Origin of the sequence: Streptomyces sp. BK022 (assembly GCF_004217355.1) — a bacterium.
GTDB classification, from domain to species: Bacteria; Actinomycetota; Actinomycetes; order Streptomycetales; family Streptomycetaceae; genus Streptomyces; species Streptomyces griseoluteus.
The window spans coordinates 449119-473555 of the sequence record NZ_SHKU01000001.1 but is presented as its reverse complement, the minus strand read 5'-3'; the positions used below and the strand labels follow the sequence as shown (position 1 = coordinate 473555).

Annotated in this window: 22 protein-coding genes and 1 pseudogene; 20 read left to right on the top strand and 3 right to left on the bottom strand. The window is 70.5% G+C overall.

The annotated features are described in order from the left end of the window. Positions 1-127 precede the first annotated feature (127 nt). From EV284_RS02175 to EV284_RS02085, 17 genes and pseudogenes are all read left to right on the top strand, one after another. Positions 128-610, top strand: coding sequence for a LuxR C-terminal-related transcriptional regulator (locus EV284_RS02175; RefSeq protein ID WP_234386688.1), 483 nt, complete (start codon positions 128-130; stop codon positions 608-610). Further along, positions 607-1257 carry a hypothetical protein gene (locus EV284_RS02170; protein ID WP_242625523.1) on the top strand — a complete coding sequence of 217 codons (651 nt, stop codon included), beginning with the start codon at positions 607-609 and terminating at the stop codon, positions 1255-1257. Before EV284_RS02175 ends, EV284_RS02170 begins: the two co-directional genes overlap by 4 nt. Continuing rightward, positions 1254-1827, top strand: a pseudogene (locus EV284_RS02165) (DUF6624 domain-containing protein). The gene EV284_RS02170 and the pseudogene EV284_RS02165 overlap by 4 nt, the downstream one beginning before the upstream one ends. Positions 1828-1901: 74 nt before the next feature. Continuing rightward, complete coding sequence (locus tag EV284_RS02160) at positions 1902-2369, top strand: DUF6082 family protein (RefSeq protein WP_130329669.1); 468 nt, start codon at positions 1902-1904, stop codon at positions 2367-2369. Between the two features lie 132 nt (positions 2370-2501). Further along, positions 2502-2690 (top strand): FxLD family lanthipeptide, encoded by a 189-nt coding sequence (locus EV284_RS02155; protein WP_057608338.1) that lies wholly within the window; start codon positions 2502-2504, stop codon positions 2688-2690. Positions 2691-2777: 87 nt separating this feature from the next. Next, positions 2778-4817 (top strand): lantibiotic dehydratase family protein, encoded by a 2040-nt coding sequence (locus EV284_RS02150; protein ID WP_242625522.1) that lies wholly within the window; start codon positions 2778-2780, stop codon positions 4815-4817. Next, positions 4814-5884: a lanthionine synthetase C family protein gene (locus EV284_RS02145; RefSeq protein WP_130329667.1), complete on the top strand. Its 1071-nt coding sequence runs from the start codon at positions 4814-4816 to the stop codon at positions 5882-5884. Before EV284_RS02150 ends, EV284_RS02145 begins: the two co-directional genes overlap by 4 nt. 34 nt (positions 5885-5918) lie before the next feature. Further along, entirely contained in the window at positions 5919-7964 is a 2046-nt protein-coding gene (fxlM, locus tag EV284_RS02140) for a methyltransferase, FxLD system (RefSeq protein WP_130329665.1), read from the top strand. A gap of 16 nt (positions 7965-7980) precedes the next feature. Next, positions 7981-9081: a hypothetical protein gene (locus EV284_RS02135; protein ID WP_242625521.1), complete on the top strand. Its 1101-nt coding sequence runs from the start codon at positions 7981-7983 to the stop codon at positions 9079-9081. 235 nt (positions 9082-9316) lie between these two features. After that, complete coding sequence (locus EV284_RS02130; protein ID WP_130329661.1) at positions 9317-11257, top strand: ABC transporter ATP-binding protein; 1941 nt, start codon at positions 9317-9319, stop codon at positions 11255-11257. 112 nt (positions 11258-11369) lie between these two features. Then, complete coding sequence (gene fxlM / locus EV284_RS02125) at positions 11370-12665, top strand: methyltransferase, FxLD system (RefSeq protein WP_165425442.1); 1296 nt, start codon at positions 11370-11372, stop codon at positions 12663-12665. A gap of 147 nt (positions 12666-12812) precedes the next feature. Then, a complete protein-coding gene (locus EV284_RS02120; RefSeq protein ID WP_242625520.1) occupies positions 12813-13289 on the top strand; it encodes an NUDIX hydrolase in 477 nt (158 codons plus the stop codon). Positions 13290-13347: 58 nt separating this feature from the next. Continuing rightward, on the top strand, positions 13348-14835 hold the full coding sequence (locus EV284_RS02115; RefSeq protein ID WP_130329657.1) for an NUDIX domain-containing protein: 1488 nt from the start codon (positions 13348-13350) through the stop codon (positions 14833-14835). Continuing rightward, complete coding sequence (locus EV284_RS32915; protein WP_242625519.1) at positions 14832-16100, top strand: M15 family metallopeptidase; 1269 nt, start codon at positions 14832-14834, stop codon at positions 16098-16100. The genes EV284_RS02115 and EV284_RS32915 overlap by 4 nt, the downstream gene beginning before the upstream one ends. Before the next feature lie 129 nt (positions 16101-16229). Continuing rightward, positions 16230-17123 (top strand): NUDIX domain-containing protein, encoded by an 894-nt coding sequence (locus EV284_RS02100; RefSeq protein ID WP_242625518.1) that lies wholly within the window; start codon positions 16230-16232, stop codon positions 17121-17123. 92 nt (positions 17124-17215) lie between these two features. Then, the gene (locus EV284_RS33060; protein WP_242625517.1) at positions 17216-17611 is read left to right on the top strand and encodes a methyltransferase domain-containing protein; all 396 of its coding nucleotides are present in this window, start codon (positions 17216-17218) and stop codon (positions 17609-17611) included. Positions 17612-18056: 445 nt separating this feature from the next. After that, positions 18057-19634, top strand: a complete 1578-nt coding sequence (locus tag EV284_RS02085; RefSeq protein WP_130329655.1) for a hypothetical protein — start codon at positions 18057-18059, stop codon at positions 19632-19634. Here the strand turns inward: EV284_RS02085 and EV284_RS02080 are convergent. From EV284_RS02080 to EV284_RS02070, 3 genes are read right to left on the bottom strand one after another with little or no spacing between them, the layout of a single operon-like run. Then, positions 19631-21037: an amidase family protein gene (locus tag EV284_RS02080; RefSeq protein WP_130329653.1), complete on the bottom strand. Its 1407-nt coding sequence runs from the start codon at positions 21035-21037 to the stop codon at positions 19631-19633. The genes EV284_RS02085 and EV284_RS02080 overlap by 4 nt on opposite strands. After that, positions 21034-22242 (bottom strand): MAB_1171c family putative transporter, encoded by a 1209-nt coding sequence (locus tag EV284_RS02075; protein WP_130329651.1) that lies wholly within the window; start codon positions 22240-22242, stop codon positions 21034-21036. The genes EV284_RS02080 and EV284_RS02075 overlap by 4 nt, the downstream gene beginning before the upstream one ends. After that, a complete protein-coding gene (locus EV284_RS02070) occupies positions 22239-22565 on the bottom strand; it encodes a secondary metabolite protein (protein WP_130329649.1) in 327 nt (108 codons plus the stop codon). The genes EV284_RS02075 and EV284_RS02070 overlap by 4 nt, the downstream gene beginning before the upstream one ends. 125 nt (positions 22566-22690) lie before the next feature. Between EV284_RS02070 and EV284_RS02065 the strand changes: the two genes are divergently transcribed. From EV284_RS02065 to EV284_RS33640, 3 genes are all read left to right on the top strand, one after another. Continuing rightward, positions 22691-23053: a DUF317 domain-containing protein gene (locus EV284_RS02065; protein WP_242625516.1), complete on the top strand. Its 363-nt coding sequence runs from the start codon at positions 22691-22693 to the stop codon at positions 23051-23053. Positions 23054-23222: 169 nt separating this feature from the next. Next, complete coding sequence (locus tag EV284_RS02060; protein WP_242625515.1) at positions 23223-23639, top strand: hypothetical protein; 417 nt, start codon at positions 23223-23225, stop codon at positions 23637-23639. 448 nt (positions 23640-24087) lie between these two features. Then, positions 24088-24417: a DUF317 domain-containing protein gene (locus EV284_RS33640; protein WP_347402167.1), complete on the top strand. Its 330-nt coding sequence runs from the start codon at positions 24088-24090 to the stop codon at positions 24415-24417. The last annotated feature ends 20 nt before the right edge of the window (positions 24418-24437 follow it).

Here is a 24437-nt window from a genome sequence, read left to right as displayed (position 1 = left end):
GCACCCCGTGAGTCCCGACCACCGCGCACGGGCCGGTGCCGCCGGTCCCCGTCCCCCGCGGGGACCGGCGGCACCCACCCCGGTGACCGTCCGTTCCAGCCGAGAAAGAGACACCGTGACCCCGCCCGTGACGACCAGCGCACCGATCACCCCTCTGACGCCGACGCTGCAGCGCGTCGCCCAACACCTCGCGAACGGCTGTGCATCCCAAGAGATCGCCGCGAAGACAGGGCTCTCCGCGGTCACCGTCCGCCAGTACATCCGCGACATCCGCGCGAGCCTCCACTGCCCGCCCCGCTGCAAGCCCCCCGTCATCGTGCACCGCCTGTTCACCACCCAGCAGGTGGCCTCTCCCACGGCGGACAGGCCAGCTCCGAAGCTCAGCCCCGAGCAGCTGCTGCTGTTGCGAGCCGTCGCTGAGCACAGCGATACGCGCGACATCGCCGTCGCCGCCAAGCTCGCCCCGGCCGACCAGCGCGCCGCGCTCGACCAGCTCCTCGCCGACACGGGCGCACAGGACACCACCGAACTGGTGGTCCTGGCGCACGGCTGGCAGCTGCTGCCGGCCGAGCAAGCAGCCCACGCGACGCGAAACGGGGCAAGCCAGTGACCCGGCCTACGACCTCAGCGGCCAGCGAGTACCGCTCCGCCTCCGTCCCCTTCACGCAGACGCCGCCGACCGCCATCTACGAGATGCGCATGCTGCGCACGGCGGCCGAGCGCGAGGAAGCTGCGGCCCTCGTCCAGGACCGCCAGCGCTGGCTCACAATGCACGGCCTGCCCGTACCCGCCCGCGCCGACATCCCGGCACTCTTCAGCGAGGCGCAGACCATGTCCGCCGGACTGTACGAGGACGGAAAGCTGCTGGCCTGCATGATCCCCGAGCGTGACCCCGACCTCGGATGGGGCCAGGGTCCGTGCCTCTTCCTCCAAAGCGTCCACACCCTGCCCGGCCAGTCCGATGACATCACCCGCCTGATCACCCTGTGGGCGTCCGACTTCGCCGCCCGACTCGACCTCCAAGTCGTACGGGCCGAGACGCTGGCCCGCCACACTCTCGAAGCCGAACCCCTCGCTGCCCTCCTGCGTCGGCTCACCGACAACGGCTGGGACGTGTGCGGATCCGGCCCCGGACGCGACGGCGATCGAGTCGCCCGCCTCGAACTCCCCGTCGAGCACCGCGCCGGGCTCCGCGCGCTGATCAGCTGCCAGGTCCACGCGCCTCAGCCGGCTCCGGATGATCGGAGCAACGCGTGACAACTGACGAACCGCAGCGGCCCGACCTCGCCCGCGAGCATCGCCCGCGCCACGGAATCGGCCACGCACCGGGCCAAGCGCGTGCGCGACCAGCTCGACGCCGTCCAACTCGGACAGGGCCGGCACACCGACCACGTCAACACCAAGGTGCTGCGCCGCATCCTGGCCGACCACGACTGGCCCGGCCACCGCCTCGTCGGCCCCGACGCGGCCCGTGCCGCGTGGAGCATCGCCCTGCACAGCGACGACGAACCCGACTTCCGGCGCGCCGCCACCACCCTGCTGGGACGTGCGGTCCAGGCCGGCGACGCGCTGGTCCAGCACTGGGCACACCTGCACGAGCGCGCCCTCATCACCAGCGGGCGCGACCAGGAGTACGGCACCCAGCTCCTGCTGTGCGCCGACGGCATCGAGTTGTGCCCGCTGCGCGGGCCGGAGTCAGTCGACGCACGCAGGGCCACCGTGGGTCTGCCGCCGATCGCTGTCGCTCTGAAGGCGGTGCGCCGCCGGTACACCGCGCATGGCTCTGCCGATGAAGCCCCGACCGTCGTCCTCGCGGGGGCCGCGTGAAGCAGGGGGACCCCAGCTTCTCCACCAGCCGGCCTCCCGGCCGCAACTCCGCTCTGCGAAAGGATCGTTGACAGATGAAGCTCACCACAGCCGTCCTCGCTGCCGGTGCTGCCGTCTCCCTCACCACGGCCGTGGTCGGAGCCGTCCGGCTCAGGGAGGTCGCGCGGCACCAGGCCGAGCGCAACGAGGCGGTCGTCGCCCGCAACCAGCTCGACTGGCTGGCGCAGATGTCCACCAACGCCGACCTCGCCAAACTCTGGGCGCCCGAGGACATGGACGTCGAGGAGTACATGCAGCTGCTCCATGCCAACCAGCAGATCTGCACCCTCAGCCTGCGCGACCGCCTGGGCTTCGTCCGCGACGGACAACTGCCCTTCTACGCCTCGATGCTCATGAACAGCGACGTCTGCCGGCGCTACTGGGCCCGTTTCGGAGACCTCCGCGCCCAGGAGGCCGAGGGCGACGAACGCGCCGAGCACTTCACCAAGGTCCTGAACCAGGCCGCGAAGGCCCACCAGGAAGCGCAGCCCGTAGCAGCCTGACGGCACGGGTCCCGTCGACTCCCAGACGTCCTGGACCAGGCGACGCCTTCGCCTGCCACCGTCTGGCACCAAGCTCCGGGCCCCGACCGGGTCCCGGGATCCCGCACCACCCATCGCCCCTAGGAGGCAAGCATGACCGCCGTGCAGACGGAGAGGCCGACCGCCCCCGTGCAGTCGGACCTGGCAACCACCGACGAGACCGACCCGTTCGGACTCGACATCACCTTCATCGAGGGCACGCCGGCGACCGAGACGGTCCTGATGTGCAGCACGGGCGACACCTGCGGCAGCTCCTGCCCCAGCGCCTGCACCACCTCGTAAGTCGGGACACCCCGGCAACGCGGGCCGGACGGGGCTCTCCCCGTCCGGCCCACCCCGCCCACCACGCAGAAGATGAGGAGAGCCCTGATGACACGGCACCGGCCCAGCCTGTATGAGGCCGCGGGGCAGGCCATGCTGCGCGCCGCGGTGCACACGACCGAGCCCGCCATGCCGCCCTGGCCGGTGGCCAAAGCGCCCGTGGACGAGTGGCGCGCGTGGCTGAGCACGGTGTGGTCCGACACCGACTTCCGCCGGGCCGTGTCGCAGGCGAGCCCTCACCTGGCGGACCAAGTCCAGGCCGTCATCGACGGCCGCACACCGAAGGTGCGCCGGATGCGCCGGGCGGCGCTGGCCACCGCCCGCTACGCGATCCGCTACGCCCGCCGCTCCACCCCCTACGGCCTGTTCGCCGGCGTCGCCCCGCTCGGCTTCGCCCAGGCCACGTCCGTGCGCTTCGGTGAGAAGCACCAGGCGGTCACCCGCCCCGACCCGGTGGGGCTCGAAGAGATACTCAGTGCCTGGGAGAGCGACGCTGCGCGCATGGCCGACGCCGAGGTCTGCGTCAACACCCTGATCCGACAGCGCGACCAGCACATCCACGTACCGTCCGAGGGCGATGCCGAGTTCCGCCTGGCCCTCAGCCCCGCGCTGCGTCTCGTACTCGACCTCGCGCGATCACCGATCACGTACCGCCAGTTGTCCGACAAACTGGCCGCGGAGTTCCCCGCCGTGAGCGACACGGCGCGCGACCGGCTGCTGGGTGAACTGCTGCGGGTGCGGCTGCTGCGCTCCTCCCTGCGCGCCCCCGCCACCATCGCCGACCCCACCGACGTCTTACCGCCTGCAACGCACACCCAGGCAGCCGGCCTGCGGACAGCATGCGACCTGCGGCTGGACGCCGACGTGCGGCTGCCCAAGCAGGTGCTGACCGAATCGGAGACCGCGGCCACCATCCTGGCCCGCCTGGTTACCCATCCGAACGGGACACCGACCTGGCGCCGGTGGATCGAGCAGTTCTCCGAGCGCTACGGCGAGAACACCGCAGTGCCAGTGGAAGCGGTGACTGACCCCGACCGGGGCGTGGGCTTCCCGGCAGGGTTCGTCACGGCGAGCGAACCGCCCCGGCCGATGTCCCGACGCGACCGCCTGCTGCTGGAGCTGGCTGGTACCGCAGCCGCCGAAGGCAGCCGCACCGTCGCGCTGACCGGGGCGATGATCGAGGAACTGGAAGCAGCGGCCGGCGACAAGCCCCAGGCCCTGGCACCCCACCTCGAACTGGCCGCGCAGGTCCACGCCTCCTCTCTTCCGGCCCTGGACCGAGGCGACTTCCGGCTGCACGTTCTGACCGTCTCCCGCTCAGCCGGATCGATGACCGGTCGGTTCTGGCACCTCCTGCCCGGCACCGAGACGGCGTACGCGAAGCTGCCCACCGTCGATCCGGAGGCGGAACTCGCGCAGCTCTCCTTCCACGCCGGGCGGGTGCCGGCCGACCTGCTCACCCGCGCACCACAGGCCCTGCCCCGGATCGTCAGCGTCGGCGAATTCCGCCGTCCCGAACCGCACGTGCTCTTCCCACGCGACCTGGCGGTCACCGTCGCGGACGGCCGCCCCCAGCTGGTGGAGTCCGCGACGGGCAAGCCGCTGGAGCTGCTGGCCCCCACCGCCATCAACTTCCTGTGGAACAACTACACCCCGCCGATGGCCCGCTTCCTCGGCGAGATCAGCCGGGCCGCGTCCCCACAGGTGACCTGGTTCGACTGGGGCGCCGCCTGGACCCTGCCCTTCACCCCGGCACTCACCTACCGTCGCACCATCCTCACCACCACCCGGTGGAAGATCCGCAGCCGTACGCTGCCTGCCCGCACCGCCCGATTCCAGCAGTGGGCGGACCAACTCCATGCCTGGCGTGCCCGGTTCCGCGTGCCGGATCGGGTCCTGCTCGCCGAGGACGACCAGCAGCTGCCCCTCGACCTCACCCGCGACGTCGACCTGGACCTCCTGCGCGCGCACCTGGACGCCAGCCCCCTCGGCATCGCCACCCTGCACGACGCGCCCCCGCCGGACGCCGACGGGTGGATCGGCGGCCGGGCCCACAGCATCGTCGTCCCCCTGGCCAGGCGCTCATGACCACGACGACCGTGCCCCGTACGCAGGACCTGTCCGAGGGCGCCCTGGGGATGGCCCTGCTCGACATCGAGCGCCGTGACCTGTCCACCGCCCGCCGCCACCTCGCCCAGGCCACCGTCCGGGGCGTCAGCACCGGCAGCAACGCCAGCCTCTTCCACGGCGCACCCGCCCTGGAGTTCGTCCTGGACCGCGCCCACGGGGCCGCAAACGACGTCCGCGCGGCCGTCGACCGCGTCGTGGACGCCCGGCTCGCCGCCGCCCACCGCCGGCAGGAGGCCGGCGCGCTGCCCCACCTCGCCGAATGGGACCTCATCCGCGGCATGACCGGGCTCGCCGCACTGCTGCTGTCCCGCCGCCCGATCGCGCCCCGGCTGCCCGACGTGCTCGCTTGCCTCGTCGCGCTCGCACACCCCGCCCGCAGTGACGGCAGAATCCTGCCCGGGTGGTGGTCGCCGGTCGGCCCCGACGGGAAGGACATGGCAGGCGGGCACGGCAACAACGGCATGGCCCACGGCATCGCGGGGCCCCTGGCCGTGCTCTCCCTCGCACTGCGCGCCGGAGTCAGCGTCCCCGGCCAGGAGGAGGCCGTCGACACGTTCGCGACCTGGCTCGACCGGCACGGCGACCACTACTGGTCCACCACAGCCCACCTGGACGCCGACCAGCCGCCCCCAGCTGAGCCGGCCCGCCAGTCCTGGTGCTACGGCCAGCCCGGCATCGCCCGCGCCCAGCAGCTCGCCGCGCTTGCCCTCGGCGACCCTGTACGGCGCCAAGCGGCCGAGGACACCGTCGAGGCGATCCTGACCGACCCGCTGCGGCTCGCCCGGATCACCGACTCGACGCTCTGCCACGGCTGGGCCGGGCTGCTGACTCTCACCCGCGCGGTCGCCGCCGACAGCACCAGCCCCGAACGCTTCACCCCGATCATCCAGGACCTGCACCGACGGCTGGCCGCCGACTGGGAGCACCTGCCCAAACCCGGATTCATGGAAGGCCGCGCCGGGGCCCAACTTGCCCTGAAGGCCACCGACGCCACCGGTTGGACCCGCGTCCTGCTGCTCACCTGACCCACCCCGCCGTCTCGCAAGGAGTTCCCTCCTCATGACCCTCGACGAAGAGAACCTGCCCGTCCCCCCGGACACGTCCTGGTGGCACGCCTCCGTGGCCTTTCCCGACCCGCACGCGGACGCCGCCCCGGCCCTGGCGACCGCGCTGGGCGAACGCCGCTTCCACTTCCTGCGCAAGGACGCCGGCGTGCGCCTGCGTACCGAACAGCCCGTCGCCGACTTGCTGGACCAGCTCGTCGCCGACCGCGTGATCACCGGCTGGGTGGGCGGGATCTACGAGCCGGAGACGCACGCCTTCGGCGGCCCCGAGGGCATGGAGGTCGCGCACGACGTGTTCTGCGCCGACAGCCCGGCCGCGCTCGCCGAGACTGGCACCCCCGGCGCCCGCGAGCGCAGCGTGATGCTGCTGTCCGCCATGATCCGCGCGGCGGGACTGGACCCCTTCGAAGCCGGAGACGTATGGGGCCGGTGGGCCGCCCTGCGGCCCCCCGTCACCCCGCCTCAGGGGCCCGCACTGGACCAAGCCGTCTCCGCGATGCGGCGGCTGATGAACGCGGACGCGGCCCTGCGCCCAGACGCGGAAGCGGGCTGGGTCGAGCGCGTCGCCGAGTTCGAGGACGCCGGCCGCCGCCTGCGCCGACTCGCCGCAGACGGCCGACTGATACGCGGAATCCGGGCTGTCATCGCCCATCACGCGATCTTCGCGTTCAACCGTGCGGGCGTGCCTGCCGACGTGCAGGCCGCCACCGCGTGGCTCGGCCGTCACGTCGCCTTTTCCACCGGAGAAGGAGCTGACGTGTCTACCCGCAAGTCCGCCTCCGCGGACCCTAGCCTCCCTCGGATGGAGACCACCGTGACACCCGTAACCGACCCCAAGCAGCTGCGCGAAGCCCTCGCCCAGCGGCTCGTCGACAGCGGCCACCTGAGCAGCCAGGCGGCCATCGACGCCTTCCGCAGCACCGACCGGCACGCCTTCCTGCCCGGCGTCGACCTGGAGAGCGCGTACAAGGAGGACGCGGTCCCGATCAAGCACGACGAACACGGGGAGATGATCTCCTGCATCTCCGCGCCGTCCATCGTCGCCACCCAGCTCGAACAGCTCGGCGCCCAGCCCGGTCACAAGGTCCTGGAAGCCGGAGCCGCCACCGGCTACAACGCCGCCCTCCTCGGCAAGATCGTCTCGCCCGGCGGGCAGGTGTGGACCCTCGACGTCGACCAGGACCTCGTCGCCGGCGCGAGCAAGCACCTCGCCAAAGCCGGTGTCGACAACGCCACCGCGGTGATGGCTGACGGCGCGGCCGGGCTGCCCGAGCACGCCCCCTACGACCGGATCATCTTCACCGTCGGCGCCGGCGACGTCCCCGTGAAGATCCTTGACCAGCTCGCCCCCGGCGGGCGCCTGGTCCTGCCGATGCGCATCCGCGGCAGCATCTCCCGCTCCTTCGCCTTCGAACGCGACGGCGACACGTGGAAGACCGTCTCCTGCGAGATGGCCACCTTCATCCCGCTCCGCAAGGGCGTCTGCGACGACGTGTACACCCTCGTGCCGATGGCCGGGGAGGGCAACGTGCGCCTGGAGACGTTCAGCGAGCAGGACGTCGACCGCGAGGCCCTGCGCTCCGTCCTCGACGAGCAGCAGACCAAGATCTACACCGGAGTGAAGTTCCGGCAGGGCTCGGCGTGGGAGTGGCTGTACCTGTACCTGGCCTGCGTGCTGCCCAACGGCCTGTCCCGGCTGCCGGGGCAGCGCCCCGGGTTCACCCCACACTTCGGGTGGGGTTCCATGGCCGCCCTCGACGGCGGGTCGCTGGCGTACCTGACCATCCGGGAGGGCGAGGACAAGCAGGGCCGGTACTGGGAGGTCGGTGTGATCGGCCACGGCGAGGGTCGCGCCGACATCGCCGAGCGTGTCGTGAGCGAGATCCGCGCCTGGGACGCGACCGGCGGCAACAACGCCCCCGAACCGGGCTTCCGGATGGCCGTCGCCGACTCGCGTACCCGGCTGACGGCGGACGACCCGCGCTTCGTCGTCGACAAGCCCTACAGCCGACTGGTCGTCGACTGGGCGCGCAAGGGCTGAGCCGATGATCCCCGCGATGGCCAGCCGCATTCCCCTGGTCCCCCGCACCAAGGCGCCCGCGCTCCCGTTGGAGGAGCGCATCAACCACCTCACCGGGCTGACCGTCGCGCCCGCAGGTGCGAGCCACCACGACCTGGTGGCCCGCGCCTGCGGGGTCCTCAACTACGCCGCGCTCATCGCCTCCGACGTCGGCCTGCCCGATCTAGCCGAGGATCTGTGCTGGCGCCAGCACCAGGTCTTCGCCAACGCCGGACGCCTCAGCGGACGGGTCGCCGTCATGTCGCTGATGCCGCTCGTCAACCTCTCCCGCCTGCAGACTCGCGCCGGCCACGGCGAACTCGCTTACGGCTTGTTGTACTGCCTCAACGACGCTGCCCGACATCGGAACAAGACCGACATCGACGGCCGCACCGTCGACCTCTCTGCTCTGACCGGCACGGACGAGGACCACCGCACGGTGTGCCAGGAGCTGTACGTCACGCTGCTCGTCGACGGCGCCCGCGCACTCGCCCGCATCGGGCGGTGGAGCGAGGCCGCCGACGCCATGGCCCAGCACCGCGGCATCGGCAACCGGCTCCTCGACGGCCGCCAGATCAAGATCATGGCGCTGATGGAGCAGGGCCTGGACCAGCAAGCCCGCGACCTGATCGACACCACCCAGCCCGCAGAGCCTTGGGAGAGAGCCATCGCCCTCCTCCTGCACGCCCACTGCCAGCCCGCACACGCCCCCGTCCCCGAACCCGACCTCGACCGCACCATGGATGAAGCCGTCCAGCTCCTTGCCCACCCCGATCCGCCGACCGCCGCCTTCCAGACCCGGACGGGCCTGTCAGCCCTGGAGCTGGACGGCACGGGACGCCATTCCGACCGCGTACTCGACTCCCTCGTCAGCGTCGCCCGACTCGACGCCTACGCCGCACGAGACGCACTGCGCCACCCCGTCGCCGCGTCCGCCTTGGACGGCGGGGCGACAGACGCGCTCCACGCGGTGATCGTCGCGGCCGGACTGGGATCCGGCTTCCTGTCCGCCCAACACCATGAGGCTTTGGCGAGCGCGGTCGGCCGCGCCGAGACAGAGCTGGAAAGGCTGCTGCAGGCCGAACCAGATCCCCGCTAGAAGCGGGACGCCCTGGGACGCCCCGCCGTACTGCCCACGCTGTTTGGCGGTGTCGGCGTTTCGGCCATTACCTGCCCACAGCCGTTCCAGGCCAGAGCAGGGATCCCGCGCCCGCGGGGTCCGCTGACGCAGGAAATTGCGGGCTCCTGAGCACGACCGAATGACGTGTGTTCGATATCGCAGCCGCGTCGTTAGACCTCACGACTCTGCCGCAGCGACCGTCCTAGGGGGAACGATGACCTCGGCCATTACGCGGGACCAGCCGCCGCAACCGCCCAAGGGGACCGCGCCGGACCAAGAAGCGCAGGAGGCCAGTGTTCGAGAGGAGGAGTACCTCTACCGCGACGAGTCACGGCTCCAGGCTGGCTCTCTGCTGACTTCCCGCACCATGGCGCGGCGCCTTCCCTCCCTCGTGCGGCGCTCGGTGCAGATGGCCTGGCGCGTAGACCGCGGCGCGACCATCGGCCTGCTGGTGTGCCAGATCGGGACCGGCGTCCTCGCGGCCCTGGGCCTCCTGGCCGTCACGGGCACGATCACCGCGCTGATCTCCTCGGGCGACATCACCGAGCGGCTGTGGGACGCCGCCCCGCAGCTGGCTGTGATCGCCGCCGCCACCGGTCTGCGCGCACTGTTGGGCATCGCCGTCGTCTGGCTGACCGGCCGTCTACGCCCGGTGCTCGGCCGGGCCGCGGAGCTGACGATGATTGAGGCCGCGCTGGGCGCGGAATTGGCCGCCAACAACAAGCCTGGCTACAACGACGCCTACGACATCGCCGACCGCGGCGCCCAGGTCACCCCCGACCTCGTCGAAGAAGCGCAGGACGTCCTCGCGGCGACCGCCACGCTCACGGCCGGCGCCACCGTCCTGACCGTCCTACACCCGCTGCTCCTTCCCCTTCTCTTCCTCGCGTGCCTGCCGCAAGCCGCCGCCTACATCCGCTCCGCACGCGTGCTCTACCTCGCCGCTCTGGAGACCTCCGGGCGGCGCCGGATGCTGGGCAAACTGCGCTGGCACATGGCCTACATGGAATCCAGCGAGGAGATGCGCGCCTGCCTGGCCGGTCCCTTCCTGATCGGCCGCTATCGGAAGCTGGCCGCCTCGGTCAACGCGGCCGAACGCAAGGCCGCAAACACCGGTGCCTGGATGGGACTGGCCGGAGCCGTGGCTGGCGGAATCGCCTCGACCGCGGTGTGGGCGGCGCTGCTGTGGCTCCTGGCCTCCGGGCGCATGAGCCTGGCGGCTGGCGGCGGAGCCGTCTTCGCTCTCCAGACCGCCACCGGCTCGGTGCGCGGCATCATCAACGGCGGGGCCCGCCTGGTGCGCACCGGCTGGTACGTGCAGGACTGGCAGAACTTCCTCGACAACGCCCACGGCCAGGCCATGACCGACTCCCGCGGCACCGCTCCCGTACCCGCGGCCCCGGAGCGCTTCGAGGTCCGCGACGTCACCTACCGCTACGACGGCGCCCCGAAGGACAGCCTGAGCTGCGTCTCCCTCCACGTGCGACGCGGCGAGATCGTGGCGTTGGTCGGGGAGAACGGCTCCGGCAAGACGACCCTCTCCCGCCTGCTGTGCGGGCTGCTGCTGCCCACCGAAGGCGACGTGGCCTGGGACCACGCATCCACCGCGGACCTGGACCCGTGGGGGTCGTGGAAGCACGTCGCGCTGGTCCCGCAGAAATTCACCTACCTGCCGCTGACGATGCGCGACAACATCACCTTCGGCCAGGGCGACACCAGCGACGCGGCCCTGCTAGCCGCCTGCGAGGCGTCCGGCGCCGCGGAGATGCTGCCGGTCCTCCGCTCCGGCCTGAACACCCTCCTGACCAGCGAGTGGTTCGGCGGGCAGCAGCTCTCGGGCGGGCAGTGGCAGCGTCTGGTCCTCACCCGCGCGTTCCACCGGCAGGCGGCGCTACTGGTGATGGACGAGCCCACGGCCGCCCTCGACGCCCGGGCCGAGCACCGGATCTTCGCCGGTCTGCGCGAACTGGCCAAGGACCGCGCCGTCCTGCTGATCACGCACCGCCTCACCAACGTCGCCGTCGCCGACCGGATCGTGGTGTTGAACGAAGGGCGGATCGTCCAGGAGGGCACCTACGCCCAGCTCACCCAGCAGCCAGGGCTGTTCCGGACCCTGTGGGAGCTGCAGCGCCGGATGAGCGGGGACACCCCGTGATCACCGGGCCCGCGCCAGAACCACCGGTCTGCCGGAGCAGAGATACCGGCCCGCTCCTGATGCTCCCTTCGCACCACGTTCCAACCGCCCGATCAACCCGGGAAGGAATGCCGTGACGACTTCGCCAGCTACTGAAGTCAGCGACGCGAGCGAGCTTCGCCACCAGCTCGTTGAGCAGCTCCGCGCCGGCAGCCATATCCGCTCCGCCGCAGTCGAGCGCGCCTTCCGCACCGTGCCCAGGCACGCCTTTGCCCCCGAGATCCCCCTCCCCGCTGCGTACGCCAACGACATCGTCCCGACTCGACACAGCGACGACGGCCGGGTCACCAGCTCCATTTCCGCGCCCTGGTTGCAGGCCGAGATGCTCGAAGCCGCCCGCATCCAGGCCGGCCACCGCGTTCTGGAGATCGGCTCCGGTGGCTGCAACGCCGCCCTACTCGCCCAACTCGTCGGTCCGACCGGTCACATCACCACCCTCGACATCGACCCCGCCGTCACTGACAGGGCCCTTCGCTTCCTGCCCCAGGCCGGATACGACCACGTGAGCGTGGTCACCGCGGACGCCGAGCACCTGCCCGCCGGTGTGGTTCCGGACGGCGGCTTCGACGCCATTCTGGTCACCGTCGACACCTGGGACCTGCCCTGGATCGACGCCCTGGCCGAGGGAGGCCGTCTCGTCGCACCGCTGCGTCTGCACGGCTACCACTGGGCCATCGGATTCACCAGGAAGGAGGGGGCCCTGCACAGCGACGAGCCGCTCATCATCTGCGGCTTTGTCGCCATGCAGGGCGACGGCGCCTGGAACACGAACCGCCGCACCGTCCCCGGCACCGGCGTCCACCTGTCTTGGGAAGACGGCACCCCGCTGCCCGTCGACCAACTCGCCTCCGCCCTCACCCGCGAGCCGACCGTCACCCGCACCAACGTCACTGTCGGCGGACAGGAACCCTTCGACGCCCTCACCCTCTACCTCGCCGGTGCCCTGCCTGGCTTCTGCCGCCTGGAGGCCGACTCCGAGGGCGACAACAAGGTCCTCAACCCGCCGCTGAGGCACTGGCCCGCCGCCGCGATCGTGCGCGGGGGCTCCCTCGCCCGGCTGGCCACCGAGCGCATCGGCGAGGGGGACGACGGCAAGGGCCGGTACGAATTCGTCGTCCACGGCTACGGCGACCAAGGACACGGTTCCGCGCAGGAGATGGCCGAGCAGGTCCAGCACTGGCAGCTCAACCACCGTGGCGCCCGCTGCCCCCTCATCACCGCCCGCCCTGCAGCTGACCCCGCCCCGGCAGGCACGGACCACGAACCGCACGTGTTCGCCAAGAAGCACACCCGCATCACCGTGGACTGGCCGATCGTGCCCGGCAGCGCTGCCGGCCCCACCAGCCCTGGGAGCTGCGACGCCGGATGAACGGCGGTGCCTCCTGGCCACCGCTTGCTCCTCCTTGCTGCGCGCTCGCCCGTCCACCGTCGCGAAAGGCAGAGATACGTGCCCTCTCCCGTCTCCCCTTCGGATCACGTCACACCGCGTGCCGCTGCGCCGGCGGCGCAGTACGCCGTGTCCCGGCATGCGGCGTGGATTGGCGCCGCCGCGATCATCACCGACGAGGTCGGACGGGTCCTGCTGGTGATGCTGCCCGGCGGCACCGTGGAGACGACCGACGCGACTCCCGAGGACACCCTGTACCGCGAAGCTGCCGAGGAGGCTCAGCTCACCCTGGCCGATCCGGTACGACTGGGCTGGGTGCTGGACGAGACGGGCGAGGTCTACGGCGGCGTGGGGCCCAACGCGAGGGTCCGCCTAGCCGCCCGGGTCACCGCCGTCGGCCCGGCGGCCGTCGACCGCGCCACCGGCCACCCCTTCGCCCGCCTGCTCGTCACGCCCGCCCAGGCAGCCGCGCTGCTGGGATGGGGCCCGCCGGGAGCGCGGCAAGCCCAGCTCGCGGCGGAGACGGCACGCAAGTGGTGGGGGCTGCCCATCGCTCGCACCGCCGCCGTCGAGGAGATCCCGTCGGAGGGGATGCGGCTGAGCTGACCCGACCCGCCCACCCCCACCTCGACTCCTCCCGCTCCACGCCCTCTGAGGTAGCCCCATGCCGTTGTCGCACGACCACATCCGCACCACTGTCGATGCTTACCTCGCTCGCCACCCTCACGAGCGCGAGCAGCTCGGCGGACTACTGGATGCCCTCAACCGGACCGGCGACGAGATCGCAAGCCGCTCCACGTTCACCGGACACGTCACCTGCGGCGCAATCGTCATCGACCCACTCGGCCGCGTCCTGCACGGGCTGCACCTGGCGAGCGGGAAGGTCCTCGCCCCTGGCGGACACACCGAGCCCACCGACCAGTCCCTGGCAGCAGCGGCGCTGCGGGAGCTGCACGAGGAGACCGGGATCCCGCCCCAGGCAGTCACGCCGTGGCCCGGCTATGAGACGGTGCCGTTCGACATCGACATCCACCACATCGACGCCAACCCGGGCAAAGACGAACCCGGCCACCAGCACTTCGAACTCCGGTTCCTCTTCCGCCTGCACACCGCGAACGAGGTGGAGGTGATGCTGCAGGAAGAGGAGGTCGGCGGCATCGAGTGGCGGCCCGTGGACAGGGCGGCCTCCCCTTCCCTGCGCGAGAAGCTCCTCAAGCTCCCGCTCCAGGTCGAACCGGAGACGGCCAACGCCTCCGCCCTGATCTACAACGACCGCGGCGAGTACCTGCTCCACCTGCGCGACTACTTTCCCGGCGAGATCTGGGAGCCGGGCATGTGGTCCCTGCTGGGCGGCGGCCGAGAGTCCCAGGACGCCACCCTGGAACACACGGTGCGGCGCGAACTGGCCGAGGAAGCCGGCCTCGATATCGCCGATCTGACCCCGTTCGGCACCGAGTACGCCTCCGACGAGGCCGGCGCGGTCGTGCCCATCGCCATCTACGCGGGCCGCTGGAACGGCGATCCCCGCAAACTCCGCCTGACGGAAGGGGTGATGCTGGCCTGGTTCGCCCCGGACGACCTCCACCGCCTCCGTATCGCCGACACCACGAGCGACCTCGTACGGCGCCATGCCGCCGGCCGCCCAGCCAGCACCACTTCGCAGAGCGGGCTCCCCTCGCCCGAGGAGCGTCGCCCGGCTTCGCCGAACGGCACGGTCCTTAACGTCATCGGCGTCCACCTCTACCTGGAGCGCCCCGACGGGACGGTGCTGCTCGGGCTGCGCCACCCCAACTCCAAGTTCGCGCCGTCCACCTGGCACGCCCTAGCTGGCCATTGCGAGCAGGAGAACGCCATCGCCTGCCTGATCCGGGAGGCACGGGAGGAAGCCGGCCTACGCATCCAGCGCCAGGACGTCGAACTCGTCCACGTCGTCCACCACATCGACAAGGCCGGAGACCGGCCCCGCATGGGCCTGTTCTTCCGCGCCCGCGCCTGGAGCGGCGAGCCGGAGCTGCGCGAGCCGGACAAGTGCACCGAGTGGAAATTCTGGGACCCTGCCGCGCTCCCCGACGACCTCGTCTCCTACACCCGGGTGGCCATCAGAAAGATCCAGAACGGGGAGCTGTACAGCGAGACGGGTTGGCCCGCATGACCGGCACAACGAACCGCGCACACCGTCGCGTGTCGACTGCGACCGCGGCCGGACGTGAGGACACCCGCCTCGTGGTGATCCGCGGCAACTCGGCGTCAGGCAAGTCGAGTGTGGCCCAGGGGCTGCGAGATCACCACGGCCGCGGTGTCGCGATCGTGGGCCAGTACCTAATCCGCCGGAACGTGCTCAGGGAACACGACACCGCGCGCGGCGCCAACATCGCCCTGCTGAGCAGGATCGCACGCGACGCACTGAACGCCGGCTTTCACGTGGTGCTCGAAGGGATCCTGTACGCCGACCGCTACAGCCACATGATCACGTCTCTGGTCCGTGACCACCGCGGCGTCTCCCGCTGCTACTACCTGGACGTGCCGCTGGAGGCGACGTTCGTCCGGCACGCGTCGAAGGCGGACGCCGCGTACCTGGCGCAGGTCACCGACAGCCACCTCACCTCCTGGTACCGCGAGATGGATCTCCTGCCCGGCGGTCTGGAGACCGTGATCCCGGCCGACAGCACGCTGCAGGACACCGTCGCGCGAATGGTGCGCGAAACCGATCTGGCTTCTGCCTCCCCCGTCCCACCACCGCAGTGCAAGCTGTCACAGGGAGACTCGATGAACCCTCTGGTGTTGATGTCCGATCCGCGGGTCGCCGCGGTCCCGGTGCGCGAGAGCGGGGAGCCGCTCGTCGACCTCCGTGACCACGACTTCCGTGTCGATCCCCGCAAGCAGGATCCGCTGGGCGCGTTCGCCCACGTCCGCGAGGGCGTCCTGGCCCGGCTGCAGCACGCCCGCTCGCTCCTGCCCGCCGGCACCGACCTGCTGTTCATCGAGGGCTACCGGCCGCTTTCCCTCCAGCAGCTCTACTTCACCGAGTACCGGAACCAGCTGGCCGCTGCTCAGCCCGGCTGGACAGCTGAGCAGCTGCATCAGGCCGCCAGCCGGTACGTGTCGCCGCCGGAGATCGCGCCTCACTCCGCGGGCGCGGCCGTGGACGTGACCCTCGTCGACCAGGACGGCCACGAACTCGATCTCGGCACCCGTGTCAATGCCTCCCCGGAGGAGAGCGGCGGCGCCTGCTTCACGCACGCTCCGGACCTCAGCGATCACGCGCGCCGCCATCGCACGCTGCTGCTCAACGCCATGGAGGGCGCGGGTTTTACGAACTATGGGACCGAGTTCTGGCACTTCTCGGTAGCGGACCGGTACGACGCGCTGATGCGGCAGGAGCCGCACGCGCGCTACGGACCGATCGAGCTGCCTTAGCGCGCCGGCGGACTCGTCCACTTCCTCGCCACCCACTCCGATCCGGAGACACAGGAGCGCGGCCACCGCTCCATGGCCGGTCGCGCTCCCACGACCGCGACGGTCGGAAAACATCGAACGGAGGCATGTATGCCTGAGCAGGCGCTCCCAGCCGTCCCGAACCCGTCGGCTGGAGACGAACCACACGAGCACCACATGCACCTGCTCGGGCGGTACTACCGCCAAGTGGAAGCAGGGCGCAAGACGATCGAAGTAAGGGTGGCCACCCCGCACAAGCGCGACATCATCGTCGGCGACACGGTCGTCTTCCACGACCGGGATACCGGGCGGGAACTCGACGTCCTCGTGCAGCGGATCACCCCGTACCCCTCCTTCGAGGATCTGCTCCACTCGGAGGACGCCGCGCGCATCGACCCGGACGGGCCGCCCGGCGAGCTGCTCGCCAACCTCCGCGGCATCTACCCGTCGGCCAAGGAAGCCCTCGGCGTTCTCGCCCTCGCTTTCGGCCACCGCCCTGCCCGGCCCGGCCGCCCCATGCCGATGACGGCCGAGGAGTACGCGCAGACCGTCCCCCACCACACGGTGTACGGCTGCCTGTACATCCGCGACGAGCATGACCGGCCGGTCCAGCTCCGCTCGGTCTACGGCTCGAGACTCTGGCAGTTCCCGGGTGGCAACCTGGACGCGCTAGGCGAGGACCCGCTGCAGACCGCCCGGCGGGAGGCGGTCGAGGAGACCGGACTCGAACTCGCCCTCAATGCACCGATCCTGCTCCTGACGCACTTCCTGCACGCCGGGCCCCGGCTGCCGCTGAACAAGATGGGGCTCATCTTCGACGGAGGGCGGCTGACCGCCGAGCAGCTCGGTCGGATCCGCCTCGATCCCGCGGAACACGACATGTGGGCCGTCCACGACCTCGCGACCTGGCAGGAGCTGATGGCGCCGCGCGCCTTCGCCCGCCTCGACGCCATCGAACGAGCCCGGCGCGGCGAGGGCCCCGCCTACCTGATCACGCACACCTGACCCCTGAACACCCGCCCACCAGGAGGCAACTGTGCCCGCCGAGGACACCAACACCCGGGCCTGGCAGATCTACGGCCGGCGCCAACTGACCCGTGCCTTACACCCCACGCGTCCCCGAACGGCTCGGCTGGACGCCCTGGGAAGGGATCGGACCGGGAGCAGAAGTCCTCGGCGACGTCACCGGCCGCCGCGTCCTGGACATCGGCTCCGGAGCCGGCCACCACGCCGTCCATCTCGCTCAGGCGCACGGGGCGCGCGTCACCGGCATCGAGCTGTCCCCGACCCAGACCGCGGACGCCTCGCCCACTCTCAGCCCCGGCGCGGCGTCGTCCGCCTCATCGACGATATGGAAGCCCGCCAGCTTCAGGGCATGGCGAACTCGTCCAACGAGTTGGGGGCGAACAGACGGCACCCCCTCGCCTGCCCCGAAGGAATCGGATCATGCCATCGGCTGCTGCGGACCCAATCGAAGCAGCTCCCGGCCATGATCAATCTCAGCGCTACTCCTCACTCCCGTGGCCGCCGTTCGAGCGGACCCCGCTCTGACCTCCATAGAACAGCAGCTCTTGGGCCTGCCCGTCCGCCACCCGGACGGATCCCTCGCTAAGGGCAGCGGAGCCGCCCCTATGCGCTCGTGGTGGGGGTCCGGCCCGCGTGTTCCACTCCACAACGCCGACCGCGTCGTCGCGGACCTGGACGTGCTCCGGCAGCCGGCCCCCCGGCACTCTCGCCCCACCAGTCAAACAGCGCCCTGACCAGAACGAGCCTGCCGCTGGCCTGGATGGAGATTCCCGCGACTGCCACTCAGCGGTGACCCGATACCTGTGCGGGCGACCCGTGCGGCTGCGATAATGAGGAACGAGCGGCAGATGCGGCCGTGGGAGCAGCAGGCGCACCCGGCCCGCCTGAGACAAACATGCGATCCGGGGGACCGTGCCGAAAAAACGCAACGCCGCCCAGCGCATCGGGGCGATCGGAGAGGACCGGTTCCGGCTCTCCTGCCAGGAGAACTTCATCATCCCCAACAAAGTCGAACACGACTTCGGGTTCGACTTCCTGTGCCAGCCGGACCTGGCCGCAGACTTCGGCGGGACCGGACCGGTATCCGGAGTTTTCGTCGGCTTCAGCGTCCGCGCGACGGATCGGGACGACGGGCGGATCCGGCTGAACCGGGCGGATGCCGAGTGCCTGCTGGCAGCACAGTTCCCGACCGGTCTCGCCCTGGTGAAGCTGAACGGGCCGAAGTCCGCGGCCGTCTATTTCCGGATGATGGACGCCGCCTTCATCGTGGTGCTGTCCCAATTCCTGGCGTCCGCCAAGAAGTCCACGCACTTCACCCCCAAGGACATGCGGCCCGTGGCGGAGATCCGGGAAGCGATCAGGGAGGTAGGCGCCCCCGGCTACCTTGAGCAGGTGCGGGCCGACGCTGCCCGGAAGATTGCTGAACCGATCACCGGACCAGTCCAGATCCAGATCCACCGCGATGCCGACAGCCAGGCAACCCTCATCACATCCCTGGACCTGTACGCGTGGTTCGAGCAAGGAACTCCCGCCGAGCAGGAGGCGCTCTACCTGGCCACCTTTGGTGAACCGGTACGACGTGACCAGAGGATGCGCAAACTCGCGCTGAGCGGCAAGGTCATGGGGGGCCTGGCGCACCTGCCCCAGCCGTATCTGCTGGCCGGTTTCGTCATGGACCATCCCACCAGGGTGCGGGTCCAAACCACTTCCGTGTCCGCCGAACTGCCGGTGCTGCGTACCGCCAACGAGCACCACTTCGGTTACGTCTACCCTGCGGGCTTCGCCCTGACCGTTTCCGCCCGGGTCGAGAAGGACGGTCAGTACGTGCACCTGATGCGGGCGCTCGCCGACCCGGACAGCGACGCTCTCCTGGGCGACCATCCGGACCTGCTTGACTTCCTCACCACTTGCCACCCCGAGTCGGTCTTCTCTTTCGACGACCGCGACGGACCGCCTCTCGATGTGACGTACTTCAAGAGCTTGGGCGATCTGGCCCAGTGCGCGGCGGCCTACCGCGATGCCCAAAGCCTGGCCGGCTGGGACGCCGTGCCTGTCATGGTCAAAGACATGGCCAGCCTAGAATCCCAGTACTCCCTGATGATCCTGGGCTCGGCAGCCGACCCGCAGACCCAGCCGATCCCCCGGGGACTCCTCCTGGCGGCGCCGGAGGTGGAGGAGGAGGACTGCGACACCGCGTCCGGGACCATTAGCGTCCCCGTTGTCTGCAACCTGGCCCACTCCAGCCTCGTCGCCTGGTTCTCCGGCCACGGATCCGTGCTGTTCCATGATGGTGATCTGTGCGGATTCAAGGTGCCCGCCTTCCGTGTGGACACCATCGAGGTGCTTCCCCGGGTGCCGAGCCGGTCCCTGTTCCCACGAGTCCTGCTCGGGCCGCGGACGCTGATCTATGACGCAGGACGGTGGGAGGAGGGCGACGCCGAGACAGGGCAATGGGCGGACGACGTTCACCTTCGTTTCCAGCCGGACTAGAGCCAGGGCAGGTGCTCGGCCATCGCGAGCAAGATCCGGTCCGAATAGGCCGGCCCTACGAGCTGCACACCGATCGGCAGGCCGTCGGCGCTGCGCGCAAGAGGCATGACCAGGCTGGGCAGACCGACATGGCTGGTGAGGTTGGCCCAGCCGGTTTGGTCGAAGAAGCTCCGTTCGACGCCGTCGACCCTGAGAGAACGGCTCCCGGCCGGGATCGCCGCGGTGGGAGCGGCGGCCGTAATGAGGACGTCGTACTGACCGTCGGCGAAGAACCGGTGCCACGTCTGCTGGAGCCGGACGCGCTCCTCGTTGGCGCGGAGCCATGCGCGGTGTGTCTGGGTTCGGTGGCGGAGGAAGGTGGCGCGTGGGCTCACGTCGTCTTCGTACAGGTCACTCGCTGCTGCGAGTTCGGCCGCGCCCGCTGCGTCGTCGGTGGCGGCCGTCGCGGTGGCATGGAGGAGCTGCTCGAAGAGGCGGAGGGAGTCGGCGAAGCCGACCGGCCCCACTGTGCGGCGGACGTCCGCTTTGACGGAGGCCAGTGCCTGTTCAACAGAGGCGAGGGCATCGGCCGTTTCGCGGTCGACGGGGCAGCGTGCATCCTGGGCCCACACCGCCACGCGGAGCTGGCCGACTGCACGACGCGCGGTGGGCAGGTTGACGCGCCAGGGGCTGTTCTCTGCGGGTGATGGCGTCGTCAGCGCGTCGAGGAGCAGGTCGAGGTCGCGGGGGTGGCGTGCCAGGGGGCCGGGGGTGACCATGTCACTGCTGGTGATCCATCCCGGCGGGCGAGGGATGTGGCCGCGAGCCGGGATGAGTCCGAGCGTGGGACGCAGGCCGTAAACGCCGCAATAGTGAGCCGGAAGCCGAAGTGAGCCGGCGAGGTCGCTGCCGAGGTCGGCGGGGGTCAGGTGGGCGGCGACTGCGGCGGCGGGGCCGCCGGAGGAACCGCCGACGGTGCGCTTGGGGTCGTGCGGGTTGAGGGTGGGCCCGAACAGGCTGTTGTCCGTGTGCAGGTCCTGACAGTACGCCGGAGTGTTGGTCTTGCCCATGATCACGGCGCCTTGATAGCGAAGCCTGGCGACCGCGTCAGCGTCACGTGCGGGAACGTGATCCGCCAGGTCCTCGGCGCCGCTGGTGGTGCGCAGGCCGGCCGTCTCGAAGCTGTCCTTGATCGTGAGGGGAAGGCCGTCAATGGTTCCCCACTTCTCGTTGCGAGCGCGGCGTTCATCCGCCGCTTGTGCGGCGGCCCGGGCCGCCTCGTCGTCGCGGGTGATGACGGCGTTGACGTGGCTGGCGTCGATCCGTTCGAGGTGGAGGTCGAGCAGCTCTCGGCTGGAGATCTCGCGACGGTCCAGGGCTTGGAGTTGGATGTGGGCCGGTTGGTGGGTGAGATCGGTCGTCATCCGGAGACTCGCTCAAGGTGGGGGGCTCGGGCGGGCTGGCGGGGCAAGTGGCGAGCGACATCGAGGAGAGCGTCGATGTCGTCCATGGGCCGGCTGGTCTGCCGTTCGGAGTCGGCGAATTCGGTGAGCTTGTCGGGCGCCGGCCGGGCGCCTTCGGCCCTTGCGGCGATTCCGGCGAGGATCTGGTCGGCTGTGACGGCGGCCGACAGCTCCTGGCCGTGAAGCCCTCGGGCCCGGTGGTGGGCTTCGCTGGCCTCCCGTACTGCGGCATCGAGGTACTGGCGGATCACGAACCGGCCGTCCCGGATTTCGACTGCTCGGCGGTAGAGCCGGATCGAGATACGGCGGAAGCGGCGTCTCTGGGCCGGGTCGACTCGGTCGATCGGCAGCTCGATCTCGGGCGCTTCGCTGTAGAACACCAGCCACAGGGGACGCAGGCCGTAGTAACTGCGGCACTGCTTGATCCGGTACTGGACGCTCTGGGCTTGGTCGCTGATAGTGGGCACGAGCCAGCCGATGAGCGTGAGCATGGCGCCGACATCGCCACAGGTCCAGGCGAAGCCCTCCCACTCAGCGAGAGAGGTGTCGAAGGCGCCGGCGATCACGTCGCCGATGCGGACGGCGCTGTATCCGAGGGTGACGGTGGCCCCGAGGGCGACGATGCGCAGGCCCAAGCGCACGGATCCACGGGTGCTGCGGCGGGCCAGGCCCCAGCAGGCGCGGGCGAGGAACAGCTCCCCCACGGTGTAGGCCGTGACGTACAGGGTGAGGTACGCGGCGTACCAGTCGTCGTGCGCGTAGTACAGCGTGAAGTTGATCGGATGCGGCGCGCTGGGCGTCAGCAGGGCGAACAGCACCAGCAGCCCTGCGATAACCGCGAGGCCAGCCCCGAGCCACCGGCGACTTTGCTGGCGGGCGGCCTCAGGTGGGGATCCCCAGTAGGTGAGGACCACCTGTTGGCAGGCCAGCAGCGCGACAACGCAGCCTTGTGCGAGAGGCACGGAGACGTTGACGGTGCCGAGCACGCGGTCGAGATAGTTCCACATCGGCGTGATGGAGAACAGGAACGACAGTCCTGACAGTAGGAAGACGGCGGCCAGCGCGGTGGAGGCGGGGTCTCGGCGGCGGGTCAGCACGTCCCGCAGGAGGCAGAGGAAGCCGAGCGCGGCGACGACGAGGCTGATCGGATGGAGCAGGTCCTTCAAGACCGAGCCTCCCGTCGACGCAGAAGCGTGCGCGTGACTCGGTCCTGAACTTCGTCCCCGGAGGACTCATCGCTTCGCAGCCACCGGTCGATGATGCGGTGCTGGAGCAGCGAAGCAAGGAGTTCAGTGTCCCGCTCCTCGTCCTCGTCGTACTTGGTGCGCCCCAGCATCATCTGCACGGTGGCCGGGTCCACGCTGGTGATGAAGGCCGGAGCCAGCGCGGACACCGGCCGGTTTTCGTGGTGGCCAAGCAGGAGGTGGCTGAACTCGTGGGCGATGATGTGGTCTTGATGCAGGGAGGTGGTCCGTGGGTCGTAGAACACGTGGACGGCACTCTCCGTGACGGCACATGCCCCGCACACCGAGGGCGCCTGCTCCCGGGGCTCCAGGACCACCGGCCGTCCCGTGCGGCGAGAGACCTCGTCGCTGAGGTCGCGAACTGCGCTCGTTGAGCGAATTCCACGACCGGCCGTCCTGGCACGTCGAGACCCGCGAGCCCGGCCACGGAAAGTTTTCCGGCCCGCGCATCTGGCACGCCTACCTCGACGAGCACACCCCCACCCACCTGGTCGGATCGTTCCTCACCGCACTGGCCGACCGCAGCCCCCTCCAGCGCGGCATGTACGACCGCACCGGCCACTACAGCGCCGTGCAGGAGCCCAGCCCACTGCGCCCACAGCAAGTGGCCGACGCCCACGCCACGCGCCTGAAGTCCCTCCGCGCGCAGGCACGCTCCGCCCGCCAGCAGCAGACGAAACCCGCGACGACCCCGGCGAACGTCGGCCTGGCCCGGCCAGCCGCTCGCCGCTGAACCGACAGGACTCCACCTCATCTCCACCGACCACCACGCACACCGCGACTTCCTCCGTCACCTCGACGACTATCTGAGCGACAGCAAGAAGATCCTCGACGCCTGGGACGCCTACTCCGACGAGCACACCGACCTCGACGGCTGGCCTTACGACGACCACGCCTACGGCATGCGCGCGAGCCAGCGCGACGCCGACACCCTCATGGCGTTCGAGCCGCTCCGCTACGGCGCCCGTCACTTGCTGGCCACGGCAGAGACGCAGCTGGTCCATCTGCCGGAGAACACGGTGCAGAGCCGCTGGGTCTACCAGTTGGGCGTCCTGCGCGACTCCCTCGGCCGGCTCGACGAGCTGCACGGGCAGTGGCTGGAGACTCGAGACGCCCTCCCCGCCACCGCCAAGCCCGGCACCGCCGACTTCGACGACGCCCTCGCCGAGCATCACGCCGAATCGTGGAGCTACCTCGATGACTGGGCCACTCACGGCAAGGCACTCCGGGAGATCAACTCCGCCGCTCTCATAGCCCGTTCACCTCTGGCTCCCATATCTGTCCCCGCACGCGTCGGGCGGATTGCGGCACGGCAGTGAGCACGCCCCCAACTCCCGAGACCGTCGCGGTCGACTTCATCACCCTGCGCCACCTCGGCGGCGGCGGTGACCCCGCGTGGATCACCGTCCCCCTCCACCGCGCCTGCGGCTGGAGCCACGGCAACGACCCCCTGATGCCGCACGTCCTGCTCTCCAGCCCCGATCAGAAGTCCCTCCTGCGCCTGGAGCCCGACCCCGACGGCCAGTGGTGGACCCTGCACCACGCACCGGAGCCCGATCTGGCCCCCCTGATACGCCAGCTGCGGCGCCCATGCCCCGGTCGAACTCATCGCCGCCGTCACCGACACCCTCACCGACCCCGCCTCGACAGCGAGCACACCGTTCGACCCGTACGAACCGCTCCGGCAGATCGGTTGGTCACCCTACGGCGACGACGGCCTCGTATCGTCCGACAAGGCGGCGCACATCGAGCGCCTGGGAACACCGGATGATCCGGGAGCCTGGTTCGTCACCGTCACGCTCGGCCTGCATCAGTGCGTGGCAGGCCCGCTTCGGCGGGCTCACTCCCGCGCGCCTGGTCACCGCCTTCACCGCTGCACTCGCCGATCCGACCCCCGTAGCGCGCAGCGACAGCGTGCACAGTTTGCCGACCCACGACCCGAACGTCGTCACCCGCCGGCCCGCGGACGTGCTCGCCGTTCTTGTCGCAGGGGCGCTGGAAGAACGCGTCCACACCCTCGCTGCCCGGGGCACCGTCCCACCGGCCAGCCAGATGCCCTCGGCGCCTTTGCCGGTCAAGAACGGCCGCAGCCGCTGATCCCTCCGTCCCCACCCGGA

Bases quoted from the DNA above. Each gene is read 5' to 3' on its own strand.
- EV284_RS02160 (WP_130329669.1), top strand. From the start codon at position 1,902: ATGAAGCTCACCACAGCCGTCCTCGCTGCCGGTGCTGCCGTCTCCCTC.
- EV284_RS02155 (WP_057608338.1), top strand. From the start codon at position 2,502: ATGACCGCCGTGCAGACGGAGAGGCCGACCGCCCCCGTGCAGTCGGAC.
- EV284_RS02150 (WP_242625522.1), top strand. From the start codon at position 2,778: ATGACACGGCACCGGCCCAGCCTGTATGAGGCCGCGGGGCAGGCCATG.
- EV284_RS02145 (WP_130329667.1), top strand. From the start codon at position 4,814: ATGACCACGACGACCGTGCCCCGTACGCAGGACCTGTCCGAGGGCGCC.
- fxlM (WP_130329665.1), top strand. From the start codon at position 5,919: ATGACCCTCGACGAAGAGAACCTGCCCGTCCCCCCGGACACGTCCTGG.
- EV284_RS02135 (WP_242625521.1), top strand. From the start codon at position 7,981: ATGGCCAGCCGCATTCCCCTGGTCCCCCGCACCAAGGCGCCCGCGCTC.
- EV284_RS02130 (WP_130329661.1), top strand. From the start codon at position 9,317: ATGACCTCGGCCATTACGCGGGACCAGCCGCCGCAACCGCCCAAGGGG.
- EV284_RS02115 (WP_130329657.1), top strand. From the start codon at position 13,348: ATGCCGTTGTCGCACGACCACATCCGCACCACTGTCGATGCTTACCTC.
- EV284_RS32915 (WP_242625519.1), top strand. From the start codon at position 14,832: ATGACCGGCACAACGAACCGCGCACACCGTCGCGTGTCGACTGCGACC.
- EV284_RS02100 (WP_242625518.1), top strand. From the start codon at position 16,230: ATGCCTGAGCAGGCGCTCCCAGCCGTCCCGAACCCGTCGGCTGGAGAC.
- EV284_RS02080 (WP_130329653.1), bottom strand. From the start codon at position 21,037: ATGACGACCGATCTCACCCACCAACCGGCCCACATCCAACTCCAAGCC.
- EV284_RS02060 (WP_242625515.1), top strand. From the start codon at position 23,223: ATGCGCGCGAGCCAGCGCGACGCCGACACCCTCATGGCGTTCGAGCCG.
- EV284_RS33640 (WP_347402167.1), top strand. From the start codon at position 24,088: ATGATCCGGGAGCCTGGTTCGTCACCGTCACGCTCGGCCTGCATCAGT.